The 15674-nt window shown below is 57.9% G+C and carries 13 protein-coding genes and 1 pseudogene; 6 read left to right on the forward strand and 8 right to left on the reverse strand.

What is annotated here, in order from left to right; translation table 11 throughout:
- The first annotated feature begins 180 nt into the window (after positions 1-180).
- The gene (locus F591_RS28360; protein WP_019535909.1) at positions 181-717 is read left to right on the forward strand and encodes a transposase; all 537 of its coding nucleotides are present in this window, start codon (positions 181-183) and stop codon (positions 715-717) included.
- Between the two features lie 344 nt (positions 718-1061).
- Positions 1062-2003 carry an SPL family radical SAM protein gene (locus F591_RS0117470; protein WP_019535910.1) on the forward strand — a complete coding sequence of 314 codons (942 nt, stop codon included), beginning with the start codon at positions 1062-1064 and terminating at the stop codon, positions 2001-2003.
- Between the two features lie 21 nt (positions 2004-2024).
- Here F591_RS0117470 and F591_RS0117475 read toward each other — a convergent pair whose 3' ends face one another.
- Positions 2025-3434 carry an MFS transporter gene (locus F591_RS0117475; protein ID WP_019535911.1) on the reverse strand — a complete coding sequence of 470 codons (1410 nt, stop codon included), beginning with the start codon at positions 3432-3434 and terminating at the stop codon, positions 2025-2027.
- Between the two features lie 136 nt (positions 3435-3570).
- On the opposite strand from F591_RS0117475, the gene F591_RS28365 reads away from it, so the two are divergent.
- On the forward strand, positions 3571-4767 hold the full coding sequence (locus F591_RS28365; protein WP_019535912.1) for an MFS transporter: 1197 nt from the start codon (positions 3571-3573) through the stop codon (positions 4765-4767).
- Between the two features lie 290 nt (positions 4768-5057).
- A complete protein-coding gene (locus F591_RS0117485) occupies positions 5058-5828 on the forward strand; it encodes a dioxygenase family protein (protein ID WP_019535913.1) in 771 nt (256 codons plus the stop codon).
- Between the two features lie 181 nt (positions 5829-6009).
- On the opposite strand, the gene F591_RS0117490 is transcribed toward F591_RS0117485, so the two are convergent.
- Positions 6010-8562, reverse strand: a complete 2553-nt coding sequence (locus F591_RS0117490; protein ID WP_019535914.1) for a heavy metal translocating P-type ATPase — start codon at positions 8560-8562, stop codon at positions 6010-6012.
- On the opposite strand from F591_RS0117490, the gene F591_RS0117495 reads away from it, so the two are divergent.
- Complete coding sequence (locus tag F591_RS0117495) at positions 8561-8845, forward strand: hypothetical protein (protein WP_019535915.1); 285 nt, start codon at positions 8561-8563, stop codon at positions 8843-8845. The two genes, F591_RS0117490 and F591_RS0117495, sit on opposite strands and share 2 nt — an antisense overlap.
- 122 nt (positions 8846-8967) lie before the next feature.
- On the opposite strand, the gene F591_RS0117500 is transcribed toward F591_RS0117495, so the two are convergent.
- The 6 genes and pseudogenes from F591_RS0117500 to F591_RS33310 form a co-directional block, all read right to left on the reverse strand.
- Positions 8968-9330: an ArsR/SmtB family transcription factor gene (locus F591_RS0117500; protein WP_019535916.1), complete on the reverse strand. Its 363-nt coding sequence runs from the start codon at positions 9328-9330 to the stop codon at positions 8968-8970.
- Between the two features lie 236 nt (positions 9331-9566).
- Complete coding sequence (locus F591_RS0117505; protein WP_019535918.1) at positions 9567-10568, reverse strand: asparaginase; 1002 nt, start codon at positions 10566-10568, stop codon at positions 9567-9569.
- A gap of 36 nt (positions 10569-10604) precedes the next feature.
- A complete protein-coding gene (gene aspA / locus F591_RS0117510) occupies positions 10605-12020 on the reverse strand; it encodes an aspartate ammonia-lyase (protein WP_019535919.1) in 1416 nt (471 codons plus the stop codon).
- A gap of 59 nt (positions 12021-12079) precedes the next feature.
- Positions 12080-12453: pseudogene (locus tag F591_RS32920) on the reverse strand (malic enzyme-like NAD(P)-binding protein); the annotation flags it as partial.
- 165 nt (positions 12454-12618) lie between these two features.
- The gene (locus F591_RS0117525; protein WP_019535920.1) at positions 12619-13350 is read right to left on the reverse strand and encodes an AAA family ATPase; all 732 of its coding nucleotides are present in this window, start codon (positions 13348-13350) and stop codon (positions 12619-12621) included.
- Between the two features lie 73 nt (positions 13351-13423).
- Positions 13424-13552 (reverse strand): hypothetical protein, encoded by a 129-nt coding sequence (locus F591_RS33310; RefSeq protein ID WP_281166708.1) that lies wholly within the window; start codon positions 13550-13552, stop codon positions 13424-13426.
- 921 nt (positions 13553-14473) lie between these two features.
- Here F591_RS33310 and F591_RS0117540 point away from each other — a divergent pair.
- Positions 14474-15496 (forward strand): ABC transporter substrate-binding protein, encoded by a 1023-nt coding sequence (locus F591_RS0117540; protein WP_026326695.1) that lies wholly within the window; start codon positions 14474-14476, stop codon positions 15494-15496.
- The last annotated feature ends 178 nt before the right edge of the window (positions 15497-15674 follow it).

Here is a 15674-nt window from a genome sequence, read left to right on the forward strand (position 1 = left end):
CTATGAAAGGGGAGCGATCCGGCGTGAAACTGCATGTATCTCTCCTGGCTGATGAAGGCAAACTCCATCAAGTAACGGAGTCGATAGGCAGAGAGCATGATCTGCCCTTTTGTCAGGATGTGACGGATTCCCAGTTCATTCTGGTGGCGGATCGCGCCTACGGCAAACATAAACAATTTGATGCTTACATGGAAGCAGGACGAGCGCCAGTACTTTGTAATCCGGCTACGGGACAATACGATTTTGCATCAACCCATCCCGAGAGAACGCAAACGCCCATTCAAAGGCACGATCGAGCAAGACGTGACGTGCCAATTGGGAAGCAAAGCCACGCTGACCCAACATCGATTTCGGGTCGTGAAATTGAAGGATCCAGCAGGTCGTCCTGTTGTCCTTGCAACCAATCTGCACAAGCCATCGGCCGAACGTATTGCAGAAATCTATCGGCAACGGTGGCAGGTGGAAGTATTTTTTCGTTGGATCAAGCAACACCTGAATGTGCCCAAGCTTTTCGGCACTACGCCAAACGCGGTTTATGGTCAATTGTACAGCGCTTTAGTGGTATATGTGCTTCTTCAATTTTTGTATGTTCAAGGCAACCAACTCGTTCATCCTTCCGCGCGAATATCTTTTGCGGATTTCGCTCGGCTGATGAACGAAGCAAATTTACCGATCGAATGGATCGTTTATTTGGCTAACCATGTTGCTTTCCCTTGACTAAAATTGGAAAATCAACAGGCCTACACTTTGTACAACATTTCGGGCGCTGTTCCCGGGTTTGAAGTCAATCGTGCCCAAATTATCGCACAAAATACAACATTCCCCTGACTCTAGCACGAAGGATACGAAAAATGTTGTATTTTTTGCAGGATTCGTCGCTTCATGTGCCCGGAGAGGGCAGCGCTAAAGCGGAGGCCGCATGCCAACGCGGAGTCTGCACGCCAATGCGGAGTTCGTGCGCCAATAACTTCCAGTTGTATTTTAGCAAAAGTATGGTAAGCTTAAATAAAAATGCGAACGTATGTTTCCGCAAGAAGATCACAAGCTTGCCGAGGTGTCCTATGCCGAAAAAAACATACGAACCGGTGCGCACGAAGCACACTCTCAACAAGGTCAAAGCGGAGCGCATGCCATTCGACTGGTCGATCAATCCGTACCGGGGCTGCGCTCACGGATGCAGCTTTTGCTACGCGAGGCAGTTTCAGTCGTTTATCGGTATGGGGGCGGAGGATGAGTTCCAGAACCATATTTTGCTGAAAATGAATGCGGCTGAAGCGCTGGAGGCCCAGCTGGCGTCGATGGCGCGGCGCATGGGCTGCAGACCGGAGAACGCAGGGCCGAGGATCGGCGCGGTGGCGATCGGCACGGCGACAGACCCGTACCAGCCGATTGAGGGAAAAGCGGGCATTACCCGCGCATGCTTGAAGGTACTCGCCAAATACCGGGTGCCGACCACGATCACGACCCGTTCCCCGCTCATTTTGCGGGACGCGGACCTGCTCGCGGAGATGCACGTGACCTCGGTGAACATCAGCATCAATACGACGGACGCCGGGCTTACGCGCAAGCTGGAGCCGGCCGCCCCGCCGCCGGCCAGGCGGCTCGCCACCGTCCGGGAGCTCGCGGAGCGGGGCATCCGGGCCGGCGTCTTCATCGCTCCGATCCTCCCGTATTTGACGGATTCGGAGGAGTCGCTGGAAGCGCTCGTGGCCGCGGCTCAAGAGCATCGGGCCGCCTTCGCCATGGCGTCGGTGCTGCGGCTGTCTTCGGACGTCAAGCCGTGGTTCTTCCATACGCTGAACACTTATTTTCCGCAGCTCGTCGGCCCATATGCGAAGCTGTACCGCTCGGCCTACGCCGATCATGAATACATCGAATCGCGGCAGCGGTTAGCCCGGCGCCTGCTGGTCAAGTACGGCTTGGCTGCAGACGTGCCGCAAGCGCCAAAGCAGCCTCCCGCATCGTACTGTCCGGAACCCGTGCAGCTGGCCTTCGAATTTTGACGGGGGACAGGGCGAACCGTTTCAGGAGGCCGATGATTCGCCCGTATGCCGGACTTCTCTCCCGAACTGCATGTAATACAGAACGGCGACAACAACGGCCAGCAGCGCGAGCACGAAGAATATGTTGCTGTAAGTAAACACAGCCGGGTCGTGGACGGCCGGATTCAGATGGAAGCCCGGCTCCCCGAAGTCCAGCAGCTTGCCGATCAGGCTCGTCGCCGTCGCTCCCGATATAAAGTTCAGCATGGAATACATCCCCATCCCGACGCCCGTCTGCTCTTTGGGCAGCGTGCGGGATATCGTATTGGACATCGCAATCTGCATGAACGTCTGGCCCAGGTTGCCGAAGATCAGAAGCAGCACGATCACGAGCGGCGGCACGCCGACGAACGTGGACAGCAGGACGAAGCAGGCGAACAGCAGCAAGGCGGCCAAAATCATCAAATACGAATTCCCCTTCTCGTCGGCCAGCTTGCCTCCCTTGCGGCCCATCAAAGCGGAGGCGAGCGCTCCCGGGAACATGACCAGACCGATCAGCGCAGGCGTGAGATGGTTCACCTTGTCAAGAAACTGTGGCGTAACGAACGGCAGTCCGAAGCTGTTGAACGTCGCCAGAAAAGCGACCGCCAGTCCGAAGGAATAGCTCTTGTTACTGAACAGCGCCGGCTGCACGAACGGTACCGCGGCGGTGCGGATGCGCCAGGCAAAAAGCAGCAGCAAAGCCAGCCCGATGAAAAAGAACAGCGCGCTGCTCTGGGTAATAGCCAGCAGCAGCAGGGCGACGGTTCCGGCCAGCAGCGACCCTCCCAAGTAATCGATGGCGCTGTCTTCCCCCCGCTTGTCGTCCAAATATTTTCGGAAAAACGGCAGTGTCAGGAGAGGAAGCAGCGACAGGAAGAACAGAAAACGCCAATCGGAGAAGCTCGTAATGACTCCGGACACGATCGGACCGAGGGCCGTTCCCAGCGCTAGTCCGATAGCCGAGGTTCCGAGCGCCCGCCCTCTTTTCTCCGGCGCAAAATAGCGGACCGGGATAATCATCGCCGTCGCCGGGATGACTGAAGCTCCGGAAGCCTGAAGCACGCGGCCGAGAATGATCATCCAATATTCGGTGGCCAGCAGTCCGACAACCGAACCCGCCGCAAAAAACAACAGGCCAAACGTAAGCAAATCCTTCAGGCGATATTTGTCCGCCAGCTTGCCGAATGTGACGGAGCCGATCGCGTAAACAATCATATAGGAAGTCAATATCCAGCTTACTTCGGACGGAGATAACCCGAATTCAGCGCTAATGACAGGCAGCACGACATTAAACATCGAGGCGTTCATTACCGAAAAAATGAGCGTAAACACTAATACCTTCAGCAGCTTCTCTGCGTTGCGGTTCTCGTTGTCGATTCCAGTCTCCACCCGGATTCCTTCTTTCTGCATGTATTTTGGTCGGTTCAAGGAATGATTCCTATGGTAGCCTCGACGCTCCGCTTTGGTCAACGCGCCGGTTTTGTCTTGTCAAATTGCCGCTTCTGTACCACAATAAAGAAAACGCCGCGAAAGAAGCGAATATCTCATGCCTGCCAATCTGGCCTATTTCTTATGGTTTTATATCGTTATTTATATGGGTAATGCGGTTTACGGCACGTTTATTCCCGTTTATTTCACCGACATCGGCTTCACCCCGTCGCAAATCGGGACGCTGCTCAGCCTCGGGCCGCTCGTCGCCATATTGGCCCAGCCGGTTTGGGGCGCGCTGAGCGACCGGGCCAGGTCAAAAAACCGGATTTTGCAGCTGATGATCGTCGGCAGCGGAATATGCATGCTGCTGTATCCGATATCCGACCGATTCGTCTATCTGCTCGTCATGATTTGCATCTTCACTTTTTTCCAGACGTCCATCTTCGCCGTCAGCGACGCGATTACACTCGAGACGCTCGACCGGGACAAGCGGAAGGCGGGAACGTTCGGCCTGATCCGCATGGGCGGGACGATCGGCTTCGCCGCGATGTCCATCGGCTTCGGGCTGATCGCCAGGGACAGCATCGGCTCGCTGTTCGTCGTCTACTCGCTGATTATGGCGGCGGCGGTGCTGTTCACCTTGCGCTTTCCCGCTGTGGAAGGCCACCAATCGTCGGGACGAAAGATGCAGGTCTGGGTGCTGTTCAAAAACCGCCGGCTCGTCCTGTTTCTGGCCATCAATTTCGTGCTGCAGGTAACGCTCGGCTATTATTACTCCTTTTTCCCGATTTATTTCAAGGAAATGGGCGGCGACAACGTGCTGCTCGGCTGGTCGATGGTTATCTCCTCGCTCAGCGAAATCCCGTTTTTGCTGCTGTCGGGGTGGATATTAAGCAAAGTCAAGGTGCCGTATATTTTGCTCGGGGCGGCTGCGGCGATGGCGCTGCGCTGGTACTTGTTCTCCGTGATCGACAATCCGTACTGGCTGCTGCCGGCCCAGGCGCTGCACGGCCTGGCGTTCATCGTGCTGGCGGTGACGATGGCCACCTTCATCAACAACGAGGTGCCGAGCGAGCTGAAAGCGAGCGGCCAGACGCTCAACGGCCTGCTCAGCCTCGGCGCCGCCCGGGTCATCGGAAGCTTCGCCGGCGGCGTCGCCACCGAAAGCTTCGGCATGCGCAGCGTCTTCCAGTACAGCGCCGTCGCGGTGCTTGTCTGCATAGCGGTATCGGCCGTTGTGATCCGCACTATGCTGCCGGGCGGCGGGGCGGCTCACGACCGCCCATCGACAGGAGAGTCCGGACGTTCTTGAGACGAAGACGGCGAATAACCGGGCCCGCTGACAAAAATTTTCTATACTTATAGATTAGCACCTTCACGTCATTCGCTGCATGAAGATTAGATGAAGATTGCGCGCTAACAGACGCCTGTGCCGAGCGATTCCTTGGTCATTGGCTGTCACCTGAGGCATGGAATTTTGTCGGCGGGTGCGCCAGCTTGGCTGGCGACGGCTTCGCGCAGAAGCGGGTCTCTTGACATTTATGAGCGCCGATCTTATACTTACTAACAGTAAGTAACTAAATAACAAGGAGGCGTCAGCTTATGATGCCCGCTTTATTTTTGGCGCACGGTTCCCCGATGCTGGCGATCGAGGACACGGAATATACGGCATTCCTCGCACAGTTGGGGACAAGTCTGAAACCGGACGCCATCGTCGTATTCACCGCCCACTGGGAAAGCGAAACGTTGACGATCTCTTCGACCGATAAAATATACGAGACGATCTACGACTTCGGCGGATTCCCGGATGAATTATATGCCGTGCAATACCCTGCCACAGGCTCGACCCGGATCGCTGCCTTTCTGAAAAGCCGTTTCGAGCAGCACGGCATCCCCGTCCGCCTCGATCATACCCGCGGCCTCGACCATGGCTCGTGGACGTTATTGCACCGGCTGTATCCGGCGGCTGACATCCCCGTCGTGCAAATTTCGGTCAATCCGTTTCTTCCGCCACAGGATCAGTACCGGATCGGCGCGGCGCTGCGCGGGCTGGGCGCAAACAATATACTGGTGATCGGCAGCGGCGTGACGGTTCACAATCTGCGCATGCTGAATGGGGGAGCCGCCGCCCCCGAACGCTGGGCCGTCGAATTCGACGACTGGCTTCTTGACCGCATCAAGGAGCGGGACCTTAAGTCTCTGTTCGCTTATGAACGTTTGGCGCCCCATGCGCGGCAGGCTGTCCCGCGGGCGGAGCATTTCGTCCCGATGTTCATCGCCATGGGAGCGGGAGGCGACGAACTGAACGGTCGTGCCATCCACCGCAGCTACCAATACGGAAGCTTGAGCTATCTTTGTCTGCAGTTCGACTGACAGGCCTGTCGGCCGGTGCGAGCATACATCAATGATAAATCCCTGGGAGCGAATGTCCCAGGGATTTGCCGTATTGCTCCTTGTAATTTTTAAGAAGGTTGCGCACGAAGGTAGGCCTAACTTAGACGCCTATGGCTTATGTCAAACGTGCCTTCGTCATCGGTCGTCGCCTTGGCTACGATCATCCGCCGATGGCACTCGTTGAACGATCGGAATCGGCCGACGCCCTTTCCTTGAGCAACCTCATGCCGTTGGCGATAACAAGCAGCGAACTGCCCGTATCGGCCAGCACAGCCATCCACAAGGTTGAATAACCGGCGAAAATCAGCAGCAGAAAGACCGCTTTGACCAGCAAGGAAAAGGCGATATTTTGCTTAATAATCCGCAGCGCCTTGCGGCTGAGCCGGATCGCATACGGCAATTTGCCCAGATCATCGGCCATCAGGGCGACATCCGCCGTTTCCAGCGCCGTATCCGTGCCGGCCGCCCCCATGGCGATGCCGACCGTGGCAGTAGCGAGCGCCGGGGCGTCGTTGACGCCGTCGCCTACCATCACCACCTGGCCGTGGCTTGCCATCAGCTCCTTGACGGCGGCGACCTTATGCTGAGGCAGCAGCTCTGCCCGGTGCTCGATGCCGCCGAGCTTGGCCGCTACCGCTGCGGCCGTGCCGCGGTTATCGCCGGTCAGCATGACCGTGCGGGCGATGCCGGCCCGGCTAAGCTGCCGCAGCAGCTCCGCGCTTTCGGCGCGAACTTCGTCCGACACGGCGAAGACAGCGTACAGCTCCGCCGCGGTGCCTAGCACGACGACCGTTCGCCCTTCCCGCTCCAGCCGCCGAATCGTCTCCAGGGCATCGCTCATCGGCGTACCCAGCTGTTCGAGGAACCACTTGGGACTGCCGATATAAAGCTCCGTACCGTGTACGACTGCCTTGGCCCCTCGGCCCGCAACCGAGGTGAATTCCGAGACGGCAGGAAGTGGCACGGCCCGTTCCTCCGCCCTGCGGACGATCGCCTGCGCGATGGGATGCTCCGAGCGCTTCTCGATCGCCGCGGCGACGGCCAGCACCTCTTCCTCCGTCCGCGATCCGAAGGATCGCAGTTCGGTCAGCTCGGGGACGCCGCGGGTTAACGTGCCCGTCTTGTCGAAGGCGACGACAGATACGGCTCCGAGCCGTTCCAGGTATGCGCCGCCTTTGATCAGCACGCCGTTTTTGGCTGCATTGCCGATCGCCGCAACGATCGCGACCGGCGTCGAGATGACCAGGGCGCACGGACATGACACGACCAGCATCATTAACGCCCGGTAAAACCAGACGTCGAACGGCTGCCCCAGAAAAAGCACGGGAATCACGGCGATGCCGACGGCGACGACAAGCACGGCAGGGGTGTAATATTGGGCGAACACATCGACGAACCGCTGGGACGGCGCTTTCTGCGCCTGCGCTTCTTCAACGAGGTGAATAATTCTGGACAGCGTATTATCCTCGGAGCGGCGCGTGACCTGCACCTCCAGAGCTCCATGCCCGTTCACGGTGCCGGCGAACACCTCGTCCCCAGGCTGCTTCTCAACGGGAACGGACTCTCCGGTAATCGGCGCCTGGTTGACCGCCGATGTGCCGCTTGTAACGATGCCGTCCATGGCGATCTTGGAGCCTGGCTTGATCAGCATCATGTCGCCGATCTCGATGCGGTCGACGCTCAGCGTCAGCTCGCGGTTATCGCGCCGGACAGTCGCTTCCTTGGGGGACAACTCCATCAAGCCGCGAATCGATCTCCGGGTGCGATCCATCGTGAGCGCCTCCAGCGTCTCCCCGAGCGAGAACAGGAAGACGACCGCCGCGCCTTCCTCCCATTCCCCGATCAAAGCTGCTCCGACAGCAGCCACCGTCATCAAAAAATCCATGCCGATCGTTCGGGACTTGAGTCCGTGCAATCCCGTCCAGGCAATGCGGTACCCGCCCGCAATCATTGCCGCAGCGTACAGCGCGTCCGCCATCGGCTGCGGAATCAGCTGCGCGAAGGAGAGCAGCCAGCCTATCGCAAACAGCGCGCCGGAGACGAGTGTCGACAGCGCTTTGCGGTTTTTGCGCCAAAAGCGGGCTTCTTCGGAAGAGGCAGCCGCCGCACCCTTCTCCGGTACGGCCGTATAGCCCGCCTGCCGGACCGCCTGAATAATGGCGCTGTCCGCAATTCCGCTGTGCAGCACCGTCATTTTGGCGGCGCCGTAATTGACGACCGCTTGCTGTACGGCCGGCAGCGCGCCGATTCGCTTTTGCAGCTTCATCGCGCAGTCCGCGCAATCCATGCCGTCGATGCGAAAGACCGACTTGAACGCCGCAGCTCCGTCGGCCCGGCCTGACGCGAATGAATGACTGCCTGCCGCTATCTCGCGCTCAGCCTCGCCATGATCGTGGCCGCAGCCGCACTCGCCATCGTCATGCGGCGCATGCGGCTTAGCTGCCTCATGCTGGGGCCCATGCGCATGCTCGTGGCCGCAGTCGCACTCGCCATCGCCATGCGGCGCATGCGGCTTAGCTGCCTCATGCTGGGGCCCATGCGCATGCTCGTGGCCGCAGTCGCACTCGCCATCGCCATGCGGCGTATGCGGCTTAGCCGCCTCATGCTGGGGCCCATGCGCATGCTCGTGGCCGCAGCCGCACTCGCCATCGCCATGCGGCGGAAGCGGCCCCGTTTCCGCTCCGTCGCTGCGGGAGGAAGATTTCGGCTTCATGCTGGCCCAACCCCCTTTTCGTAAAAATTATCATATGATTAATTATTCATTTATTGATTTTATCATATGCCTCCCGCTGTTTATTGTCAATCGGTCTTTTGCCGCTATCGGCTTGATCTTTCTTATTATGTGTATTGTCGGGCCAAAAGGTACGGAGCGGGCTTTTCGACAGGACATTGGCGATGCGAAGCGGGTGCGGGCAATGGAATCATTTTGGGGGCTGAAAAGGAAGAGAGAGGCGCAAGAGGCAGGTTTCGTTCACCGCAACGGGCGGAATAACTAGAGAAGGAGAATATGAGGCCAGGAAAACGATGGGGCTCCAGCCAGGAGCTAAAGCATGCTGCTTGAGGCGTCCTTAGCTAGGCTTTCGGCCTATAGCATGGCGAGCCCCCACCATCACCGTGTTCAATGATGCTTGACGTGCTGAAGCATTTGCACATAGATCTGCTCGATATGATCGTCGTCGAGCGAATAAAATACGGTCTTTCCCACCTTCCGCCGCTTGACGATCCGCAAATTGCGCAAGTACCTGAGCTGGTGGGAGACCGCGGATTGCCCCATGTCCAGCACGACCGTCAAATCATGCACGCACAGCTCTTTTTGAAGCAGCGAATGAATGATCTTCAGCCTGGTCGGATCGCCGAGCGCTTTGAACACATCGGCCACCCGGACCGCGATATCGTCGGAAATCAACTGATCCTTGACGTCATCGATATGAGCCGTGCCGCCGCACGTTTCGTCGCATTGCTCCTGGATCGTCTTTTCCATCACTGTTCCGCCTTTCGCCATAAATCTTACGATTAGACCTTATTATAGCAGAAAACGCGTTCCGTTGCCGAGCTTTCCGGCGGCGGCCGCGAACGGTGCGGAAAGATAGCAGCACACAATCGGATTGCGGTTTGCCGGCAGGCTGGCGCAACCCCGAAGCAACAGCAGGCCGATGGCAACGGCCCCAGCCGCGCGAAACGCAAGGGCCAGGGCCGCTACTCGCACAGCAGCTCCGGTTAATCCGGTATCGTCATTTCATCCGCCACATTCGTCCCCATAATGCCCTTGACGGTGCCGATCTCGGAGGACTGCCCGATAGCCCACATCAGCTTAGCCACCAGCGCCTCCGTCGTCATGTCGTAGCCGGGAATCGCGCCGGCGGCCAGCGCGCTGCGGCCGACCTCGTAGACGGTAAGGTCCGAGCCTTCGTACAGGCACTGGGTCGTCACCGCCACGCAGATACCGGCCCCGATCAACCGCTCGATTGCGGTTACGAGCCCTTGCTCGCGGTTAGGGACGCCGCCGAGGCCAAAGCCCTCGATGACGACCCCCTTGTATCCGAGCTGCCGGATCGCCTCCAAAATATCCGGCTTGATGCCGGGCACCAGCTTGAGCAGGAACACCTCGGGAGCGAGCCGGTCGCTGTATGGCAGCGGCTTCATGCCGCCGGGAGCGGGGGCGGCGGGATTGCGCTCCAGCCGCCCATCCCGAATGTATCCGAGATCGGGGTAGTTGACGCTTTCGAAGGCGTCGAAGCTCTTCGACCTGACTTTGGTCACGCGGCAGCCCTTCATCACCTTCCCGTGAAACGCCACGAGCACGCCGGCAATATCCCCGCACGCCGCAGCGAAGGCGTCGAGAAGATTTCGGCGCGAGTCGCCGCCGGCGCTGCCGATCGGCTGCTGCGAGCCGGTCAGCACGACCGGCTTGTCCAGGCTTCCCAGCATGAAGCTGAGCGCCGCGGCCGTATACGCCATCGTGTCCGTCCCGTGGGCAACGACGATGCCGTCGTACTGCTTCAGCCCTGCGCGCACGGCCTGGGCAAGCACCGCCCAATGCTCGGGCTGCATATTCGTGCTGTCGACAGACATCAGCGACATCGCTTGGGCGTCGCACAGCCGCTTCACTTCCGGAATTTGCTCAAGCAGATTGGCGGAGCTGAGCGCCGGGACGAGGCCGCTGCCCGACGGCGAGGAGGAGATCGTGCCCCCCGTATTGATCAATAAGATCCGTTTCATGCCGACGTCAACTCCATTAAGAGAAAATGCATTTTGTTATGACTGGGTTAACAAATGGGCGCCAGCGATGCCCGGGCGCGTCATTTCGAACGGATCGAGGATGACGTCAAGCTCCTCTTCCGTCAGCACCTGATACTCCAGGCAGAGCTCGCGGACGGACCGGCCGGTTTCGATCGCTTCGCGGGCGATGCGGGCCGCCGTCTCGTAGCCGAGATGAGGATTGAGCGCGGTGATGATGCCTACGCTGTTATCGACATATTCCCGGCATCTCGCAGCGTCAGCCTCGATCCCGTCGAGCGCGTATATTTTGAACACCTGGAACGCCCGGTTCATCATGCTTATCGACTGCAGCAGATTGAACACGAGCACCGGCTCCATGACGTTCAGCTCCAGCTGCCCGGCTTCGGAGGCCAGAGCAATCGTGTGATCGTTGCCGATGACCTGGAACGCGACCTGGTTCACGACCTCGCACATGACGGGATTGACTTTGCCCGGCATGATCGACGAACCCGGCTGCCTGGACGGCAGCTTGAGTTCGCCAAGCCCCGTCCGCGGTCCGGATGAGAGCAGGCGCAAATCGTTCGCGATCTTGGACATGTTGATCATGCATATTTTCAGCGCCGCGGATACCTCGGTGTAGGCATCCGTATTTTGCGTCGCGTCGACCAGATCGGCCGCCAGGCGAAGCGGAAAACCGCTCAATTCGGCGATCAGCTCGTTCACCCTTTTCATATATCGCGGGTCCGCGTTCAGCCCGGTGCCTACGGCGGTAGCGCCGAGATTCACCTCGTACAGCAGCTCCCGCGAGCGCGAGATCCGGCGGATATCCCGCGACAGCACCGCCGCATACGCGCCGAACTCCTGGCCGAGACGGATCGGTATAGCGTCCTGCAGATGGGTGCGCCCCATCTTGATAATCGCCTCGAACTGCTTCGCCTTGGCCGCGAACGACTGATGCAGCTCCTCCATCGTATGCAGCAGCTCTTCGATCAGCGAAAGGGCGGCGATATGTACCGCGGTGGGAAAAGCGTCGTTCGTCGACTGGGATTTGTTCACATGGGAATTGGGACTGACCTTGAAATAATCCCCTTTCGTCCCGCCCAACAGCTCGATTGCCCGATTGGCGATCACTTCGTTGGCGTTCATATTGATCGAGGTGCCCGCCCCGCCTTGAATCGGATCGACGATAAACTGATCGTGCCACTGGCCGCCTGCGACTTCTTCCGCCGCCTGCACGATGGCGTTGCCCAAGCCCGGGGGAATGAGCCGGATCTCCATATTGGCCATCGCCGCCGCCTTCTTGACGAGAGCCAGGGCGACAATCAGCCGCTCATGTATACGATACCCGGTTATCGGAAAATTTTGCGCCGCCCGCAGCGTCTGGATGCCGTAATAGGCATCGGCCGGCACCTCCATTGAGCCTAAAAAGTCTTTTTCTGTACGGGTTTTCACGTTGTGAACTCCTCCTCCCGGCGTCCGCGTCGAACGTAAACGGCGTCCGAACCGGCTCCTTAGCGAAGATCAGCCGGAATTTTGCCGGCCTCGCCGGGCAAAATCGCCGTTTCAATGATCGCGTGGCGCACTTTTTTGACGACCTGGTCGCTCAACAGGCTGGATATAATGTAATGCTCTTTCAGCTCGTTCTCTGCGATCACCGAAGCGATTCGCCCGCTTGGGCGGCCAGCTTCATCGGCTCGTTGATCCGCTTCGCCCGGCAGTCGGGCGCGCCCCGGAAAATGCCGGGAAAAGCGAGCCCGTTGTTGATCTGGTTCAGGTAATCGCTGCGACCTGTCGTATATACCCTAGCATAAAACAGCCCGTCCCCTGGCGCAATCTCAGGCTCCGGATTAGCCATCGCGAAGACGATGCTGTCCGCGTTCATCCGGCCCCCCTTCGCATAGCCAGGCAGCGGCGGCGGCAATCGCTGAGGGTGGCGGGCGCATCCTCCGCGCCGCCTAGCACGTTGAAGGTCGCGGACGAGGGCGGCCGCCTTATTTGGCCTTTTTGGAGCTATGATTGGACGGCTGCAAGCTAGAGCTGTATTTGCGATTCACCGGCAGCCTTCCTGTTCCTCTTCGTCGCTAAATACCTCTTCCAACACCTTGTCCCGGTTTTCGAGAAAACGCCGCGTTATAATATAATGCATCGTCTGCTCGTAGGCGATCTCCGACACCGGCTGGTCGTCGAAGTTCAATATTTGCGCCTGCGGGTAGCCGAGCAAAATCGGCGAATGCGTCGCAATGATGAACTGGGCTTCCCGTTCCAAATCCTTGATGACGCGCAGCAGCGCCAACTGCCTGGCTGGCGAAAGGGCCGCCTCCGGCTCGTCCAGCAGGTAGATCGCCTTTTTGCCAAAACGGTGCTTGAACAGCGACAGGAACGCTTCGCCGTGCGATTGTTTATGCAACGATCGTCCTCCGTAATAGCGAAGGCTTTCCGGCATCGTATCCAGGTGTGAGGCGAACTGGTAGAACGTCTCCGCTCTCAGAAAGAAGCCGTTCGTAATTTTGGGCAGCCACGACAGCCGAATATGATCGCCCAATACCGCCTGGGAGGCATTCACTTCGTACTGGTTGTTCCGGCTGCCGCCCGCCGTGTTAAACCCGCATTGATAGGCGATCGCCTCCAAAATCGTCGATTTTCCCGAGCCGTTCTCGCCAACGAAAAACGTAACGTTCGTCTTGAACTCCAGGGTGGTCAGCTGCGCGATCGCCGGAATGTTGAACGGATACTTGCCGGGATCCGCCTGCTTTCTCCTAATTTCAAGACTGCGCAAAAACATGTCTCTACCTCCTGCGTCAGTATGACTAGCGCCGCATTATCGACAAAAGCCCGTTCCAGGCGCGATTTCATCATTATTTGGTAAAGCCGATGAACGAGACGACCAGCGTCTGGGCCAAAGCTTTGGCATTGACGTTCGGCTGCAGCTTGCCCGACACGGATTCCGCGCTAGCGGTCCCCTCCCCAGGCTCAACCGGGCACATAAAGCGACGAATCCTGCAAAAAATGCAACATTTTTCGTATCCTTCGTACAAGAGGATGGGGACCGGCATCGGTCGTTGTCATGAATCGATATCCGGTCTGCCAATTTCTAAAACGCGCAATGGTCCGCATCTCGAGCTTTCTTGCATGCTGCTTGTACACCACATAGCTCATTTGGCTTAAGTTCACCAGGGCGAGACCTCTCCCCTCCTCGAGAAAATACGTATTGCTCCCGAGGTCGCAATTCATCCTTACCGCATCGTAGTAAATGCGCTCGACCGGCGTATGGCTGTGGACAACGGGCTTCCCGCGAGTCAAGCTCAGCAGGCGATCCTTCGGGATGCCGTAAAAAGTTGCTATGGAGAAAATAGCGTCTTGCTCTCTATAACAGTTTGCCATGAATTTCTCGAACCCCAAAAAAGGTGCGCAGCCGATTCTATGAACGTATAAGAGGAGCTTCCCTCTGAAAAGACTAAAAAACCCGGACCTGCTAGGCACAGTTCCGGGCCACAGCGCCCACATCGATAGTCGCCCTTCAAGGCGGACCGGCACCAGATGGCTGAGAAGGACCATTTACTTTGGAGAAAGCGGGCCGGTTCTTTTCTTTTTATGCGAAATGCTCCGATAACTATTTATTATACCATAAAATTAGATTGCTTGTTCTTTTTTTCCATAATAGACGCCCAAGCCGCTAGCACGGCACCATCAGATGATGAAAATGAGCCGCGGCGCACCAAGCGCTATTTTCAAGATAGACGCCTATGACCAGCGATTCCTTCGTCATCGGCCGTCATCTGCGGTGCCAAAAAAATTTGCCGAAGGACTTAAACAATCGGGCGCGGATGATGCTCTTGACTACGACAATGAGAATCATTATCATTAATGAGTGCTATCTTAATTACACATCAAGTGGAGGCGTATCCATGACATCGTACCAAGCTGTTTCTCATCGTCTCCGGCGAATGATGACGATTTTGCTCCTCGTGCTGCTCGCCGTCCTCTCTGCCAGCTGCGCGTCATCCGAAGCAGGGAAAGCGCCCGTGCCGGTGGAAGCGGACAAGCCTGCCGCGAGCCAAACAGCGGCGAGCGAACAGCCCGCGCAAAGAATCGTTCAACACGATGCCGGCCAAACAACCGTTACCGGCGAACCGCAAAAAATCGCCACCCTGGACTACAGGCTGGCCGACCAGCTGCTGGCGCTCGGCATCAAGCCGTATGCTTCCGCTACCTATATGGGCTCTCTGGAGCTTCCGTATTTGGATCGCGATGCGCTGACTGGAGTCATCCCGCTCGGCGACACTCCCAATCTGGAGGCTGTGGCGGAAGCGGAGCCCGATCTGATCCTGTCCCGGGATGCTAAAGTTTACGATGAACTGAGCAAAATCGCTCCGACCGCGATCCTCGAAACGCCCGACGATTGGCGAGAGGGCTTCTTGAAAATGGGAGACGTTTTGAACAAGCAAGAGGAAGCCCGGAAATGGCTGGAGCAATACGATCAACAGTTGACCGAAGCCCGCAAGCGCATCGCCGAGCATGTGAAACCGGGGGAAACGTTCATGTATTTGCGCATTCAGCCGAAAGTCATCCGGGTATACGGGCCGAATCACGGATTTGCCGAAGTGCTGTTTTCCGGTCTGGGACTTACGCCGGCGCCCGGGATTGAAAGCATCGAACGAGCGGAACAAATTTCCTTGGAATCGCTCCCTAATTACAATCCGGACTATCTCTTTCTGGAGGTAGGGAACTCCGACGAAGATGCGGCGGCGCAGGCCGATTATGAGACATATGCGGCTACCTCTGTCTGGAGAAATTTGAACGCCGTGAAGCAAGGACGGGTCTACAGCGTGCCGCACTGGACTATCAGCGATTACCCGCTGATTAAAGAGAAATCGCTGGAGCTCATTGTGCACGAGTTGACGGAGGCGTCCTGGGCTGCTCCGAAGTGATCGGCCCCTCCTCTTCACGTCCGCTCCGCCAGGCATTCCCTTATGGGCGGTTTAGCAGAGGGTGGACCCCGAGCATGCGGTCCATCCCCTGCCGTGGACAATAACTCCCGCCAAAACGTCGAATACTGCGAGAAGCGCGAACGCGAACCTGCCTGTGCATGCAGCGTTCCCTCCCCCA

Source organism: Paenibacillus ginsengihumi DSM 21568 (assembly GCF_000380965.1).
GTDB lineage: Bacteria > Bacillota > Bacilli > Paenibacillales > NBRC-103111 > Paenibacillus_G > Paenibacillus_G ginsengihumi.

Bases quoted from the DNA above. Each gene is read 5' to 3' on its own strand.
- F591_RS28360 (WP_019535909.1), top strand. From the start codon at position 181: ATGCTTACATGGAAGCAGGACGAGCGCCAGTACTTTGTAATCCGGCTA.
- F591_RS0117470 (WP_019535910.1), top strand. From the start codon at position 1,062: ATGCCGAAAAAAACATACGAACCGGTGCGCACGAAGCACACTCTCAAC.
- F591_RS0117475 (WP_019535911.1), bottom strand. From the start codon at position 3,434: ATGCAGAAAGAAGGAATCCGGGTGGAGACTGGAATCGACAACGAGAAC.
- F591_RS28365 (WP_019535912.1), top strand. From the start codon at position 3,571: ATGCCTGCCAATCTGGCCTATTTCTTATGGTTTTATATCGTTATTTAT.
- F591_RS0117485 (WP_019535913.1), top strand. From the start codon at position 5,058: ATGATGCCCGCTTTATTTTTGGCGCACGGTTCCCCGATGCTGGCGATC.
- F591_RS0117495 (WP_019535915.1), top strand. From the start codon at position 8,561: ATGCTGGCCCAACCCCCTTTTCGTAAAAATTATCATATGATTAATTAT.
- F591_RS0117490 (WP_019535914.1), bottom strand. From the start codon at position 8,562: ATGAAGCCGAAATCTTCCTCCCGCAGCGACGGAGCGGAAACGGGGCCG.
- F591_RS0117500 (WP_019535916.1), bottom strand. From the start codon at position 9,330: ATGGAAAAGACGATCCAGGAGCAATGCGACGAAACGTGCGGCGGCACG.
- F591_RS0117505 (WP_019535918.1), bottom strand. From the start codon at position 10,568: ATGAAACGGATCTTATTGATCAATACGGGGGGCACGATCTCCTCCTCG.
- F591_RS0117525 (WP_019535920.1), bottom strand. From the start codon at position 13,350: ATGTTTTTGCGCAGTCTTGAAATTAGGAGAAAGCAGGCGGATCCCGGC.
- F591_RS33310 (WP_281166708.1), bottom strand. From the start codon at position 13,552: ATGTGCCCGGTTGAGCCTGGGGAGGGGACCGCTAGCGCGGAATCCGTG.
- F591_RS0117540 (WP_026326695.1), top strand. From the start codon at position 14,474: ATGACATCGTACCAAGCTGTTTCTCATCGTCTCCGGCGAATGATGACG.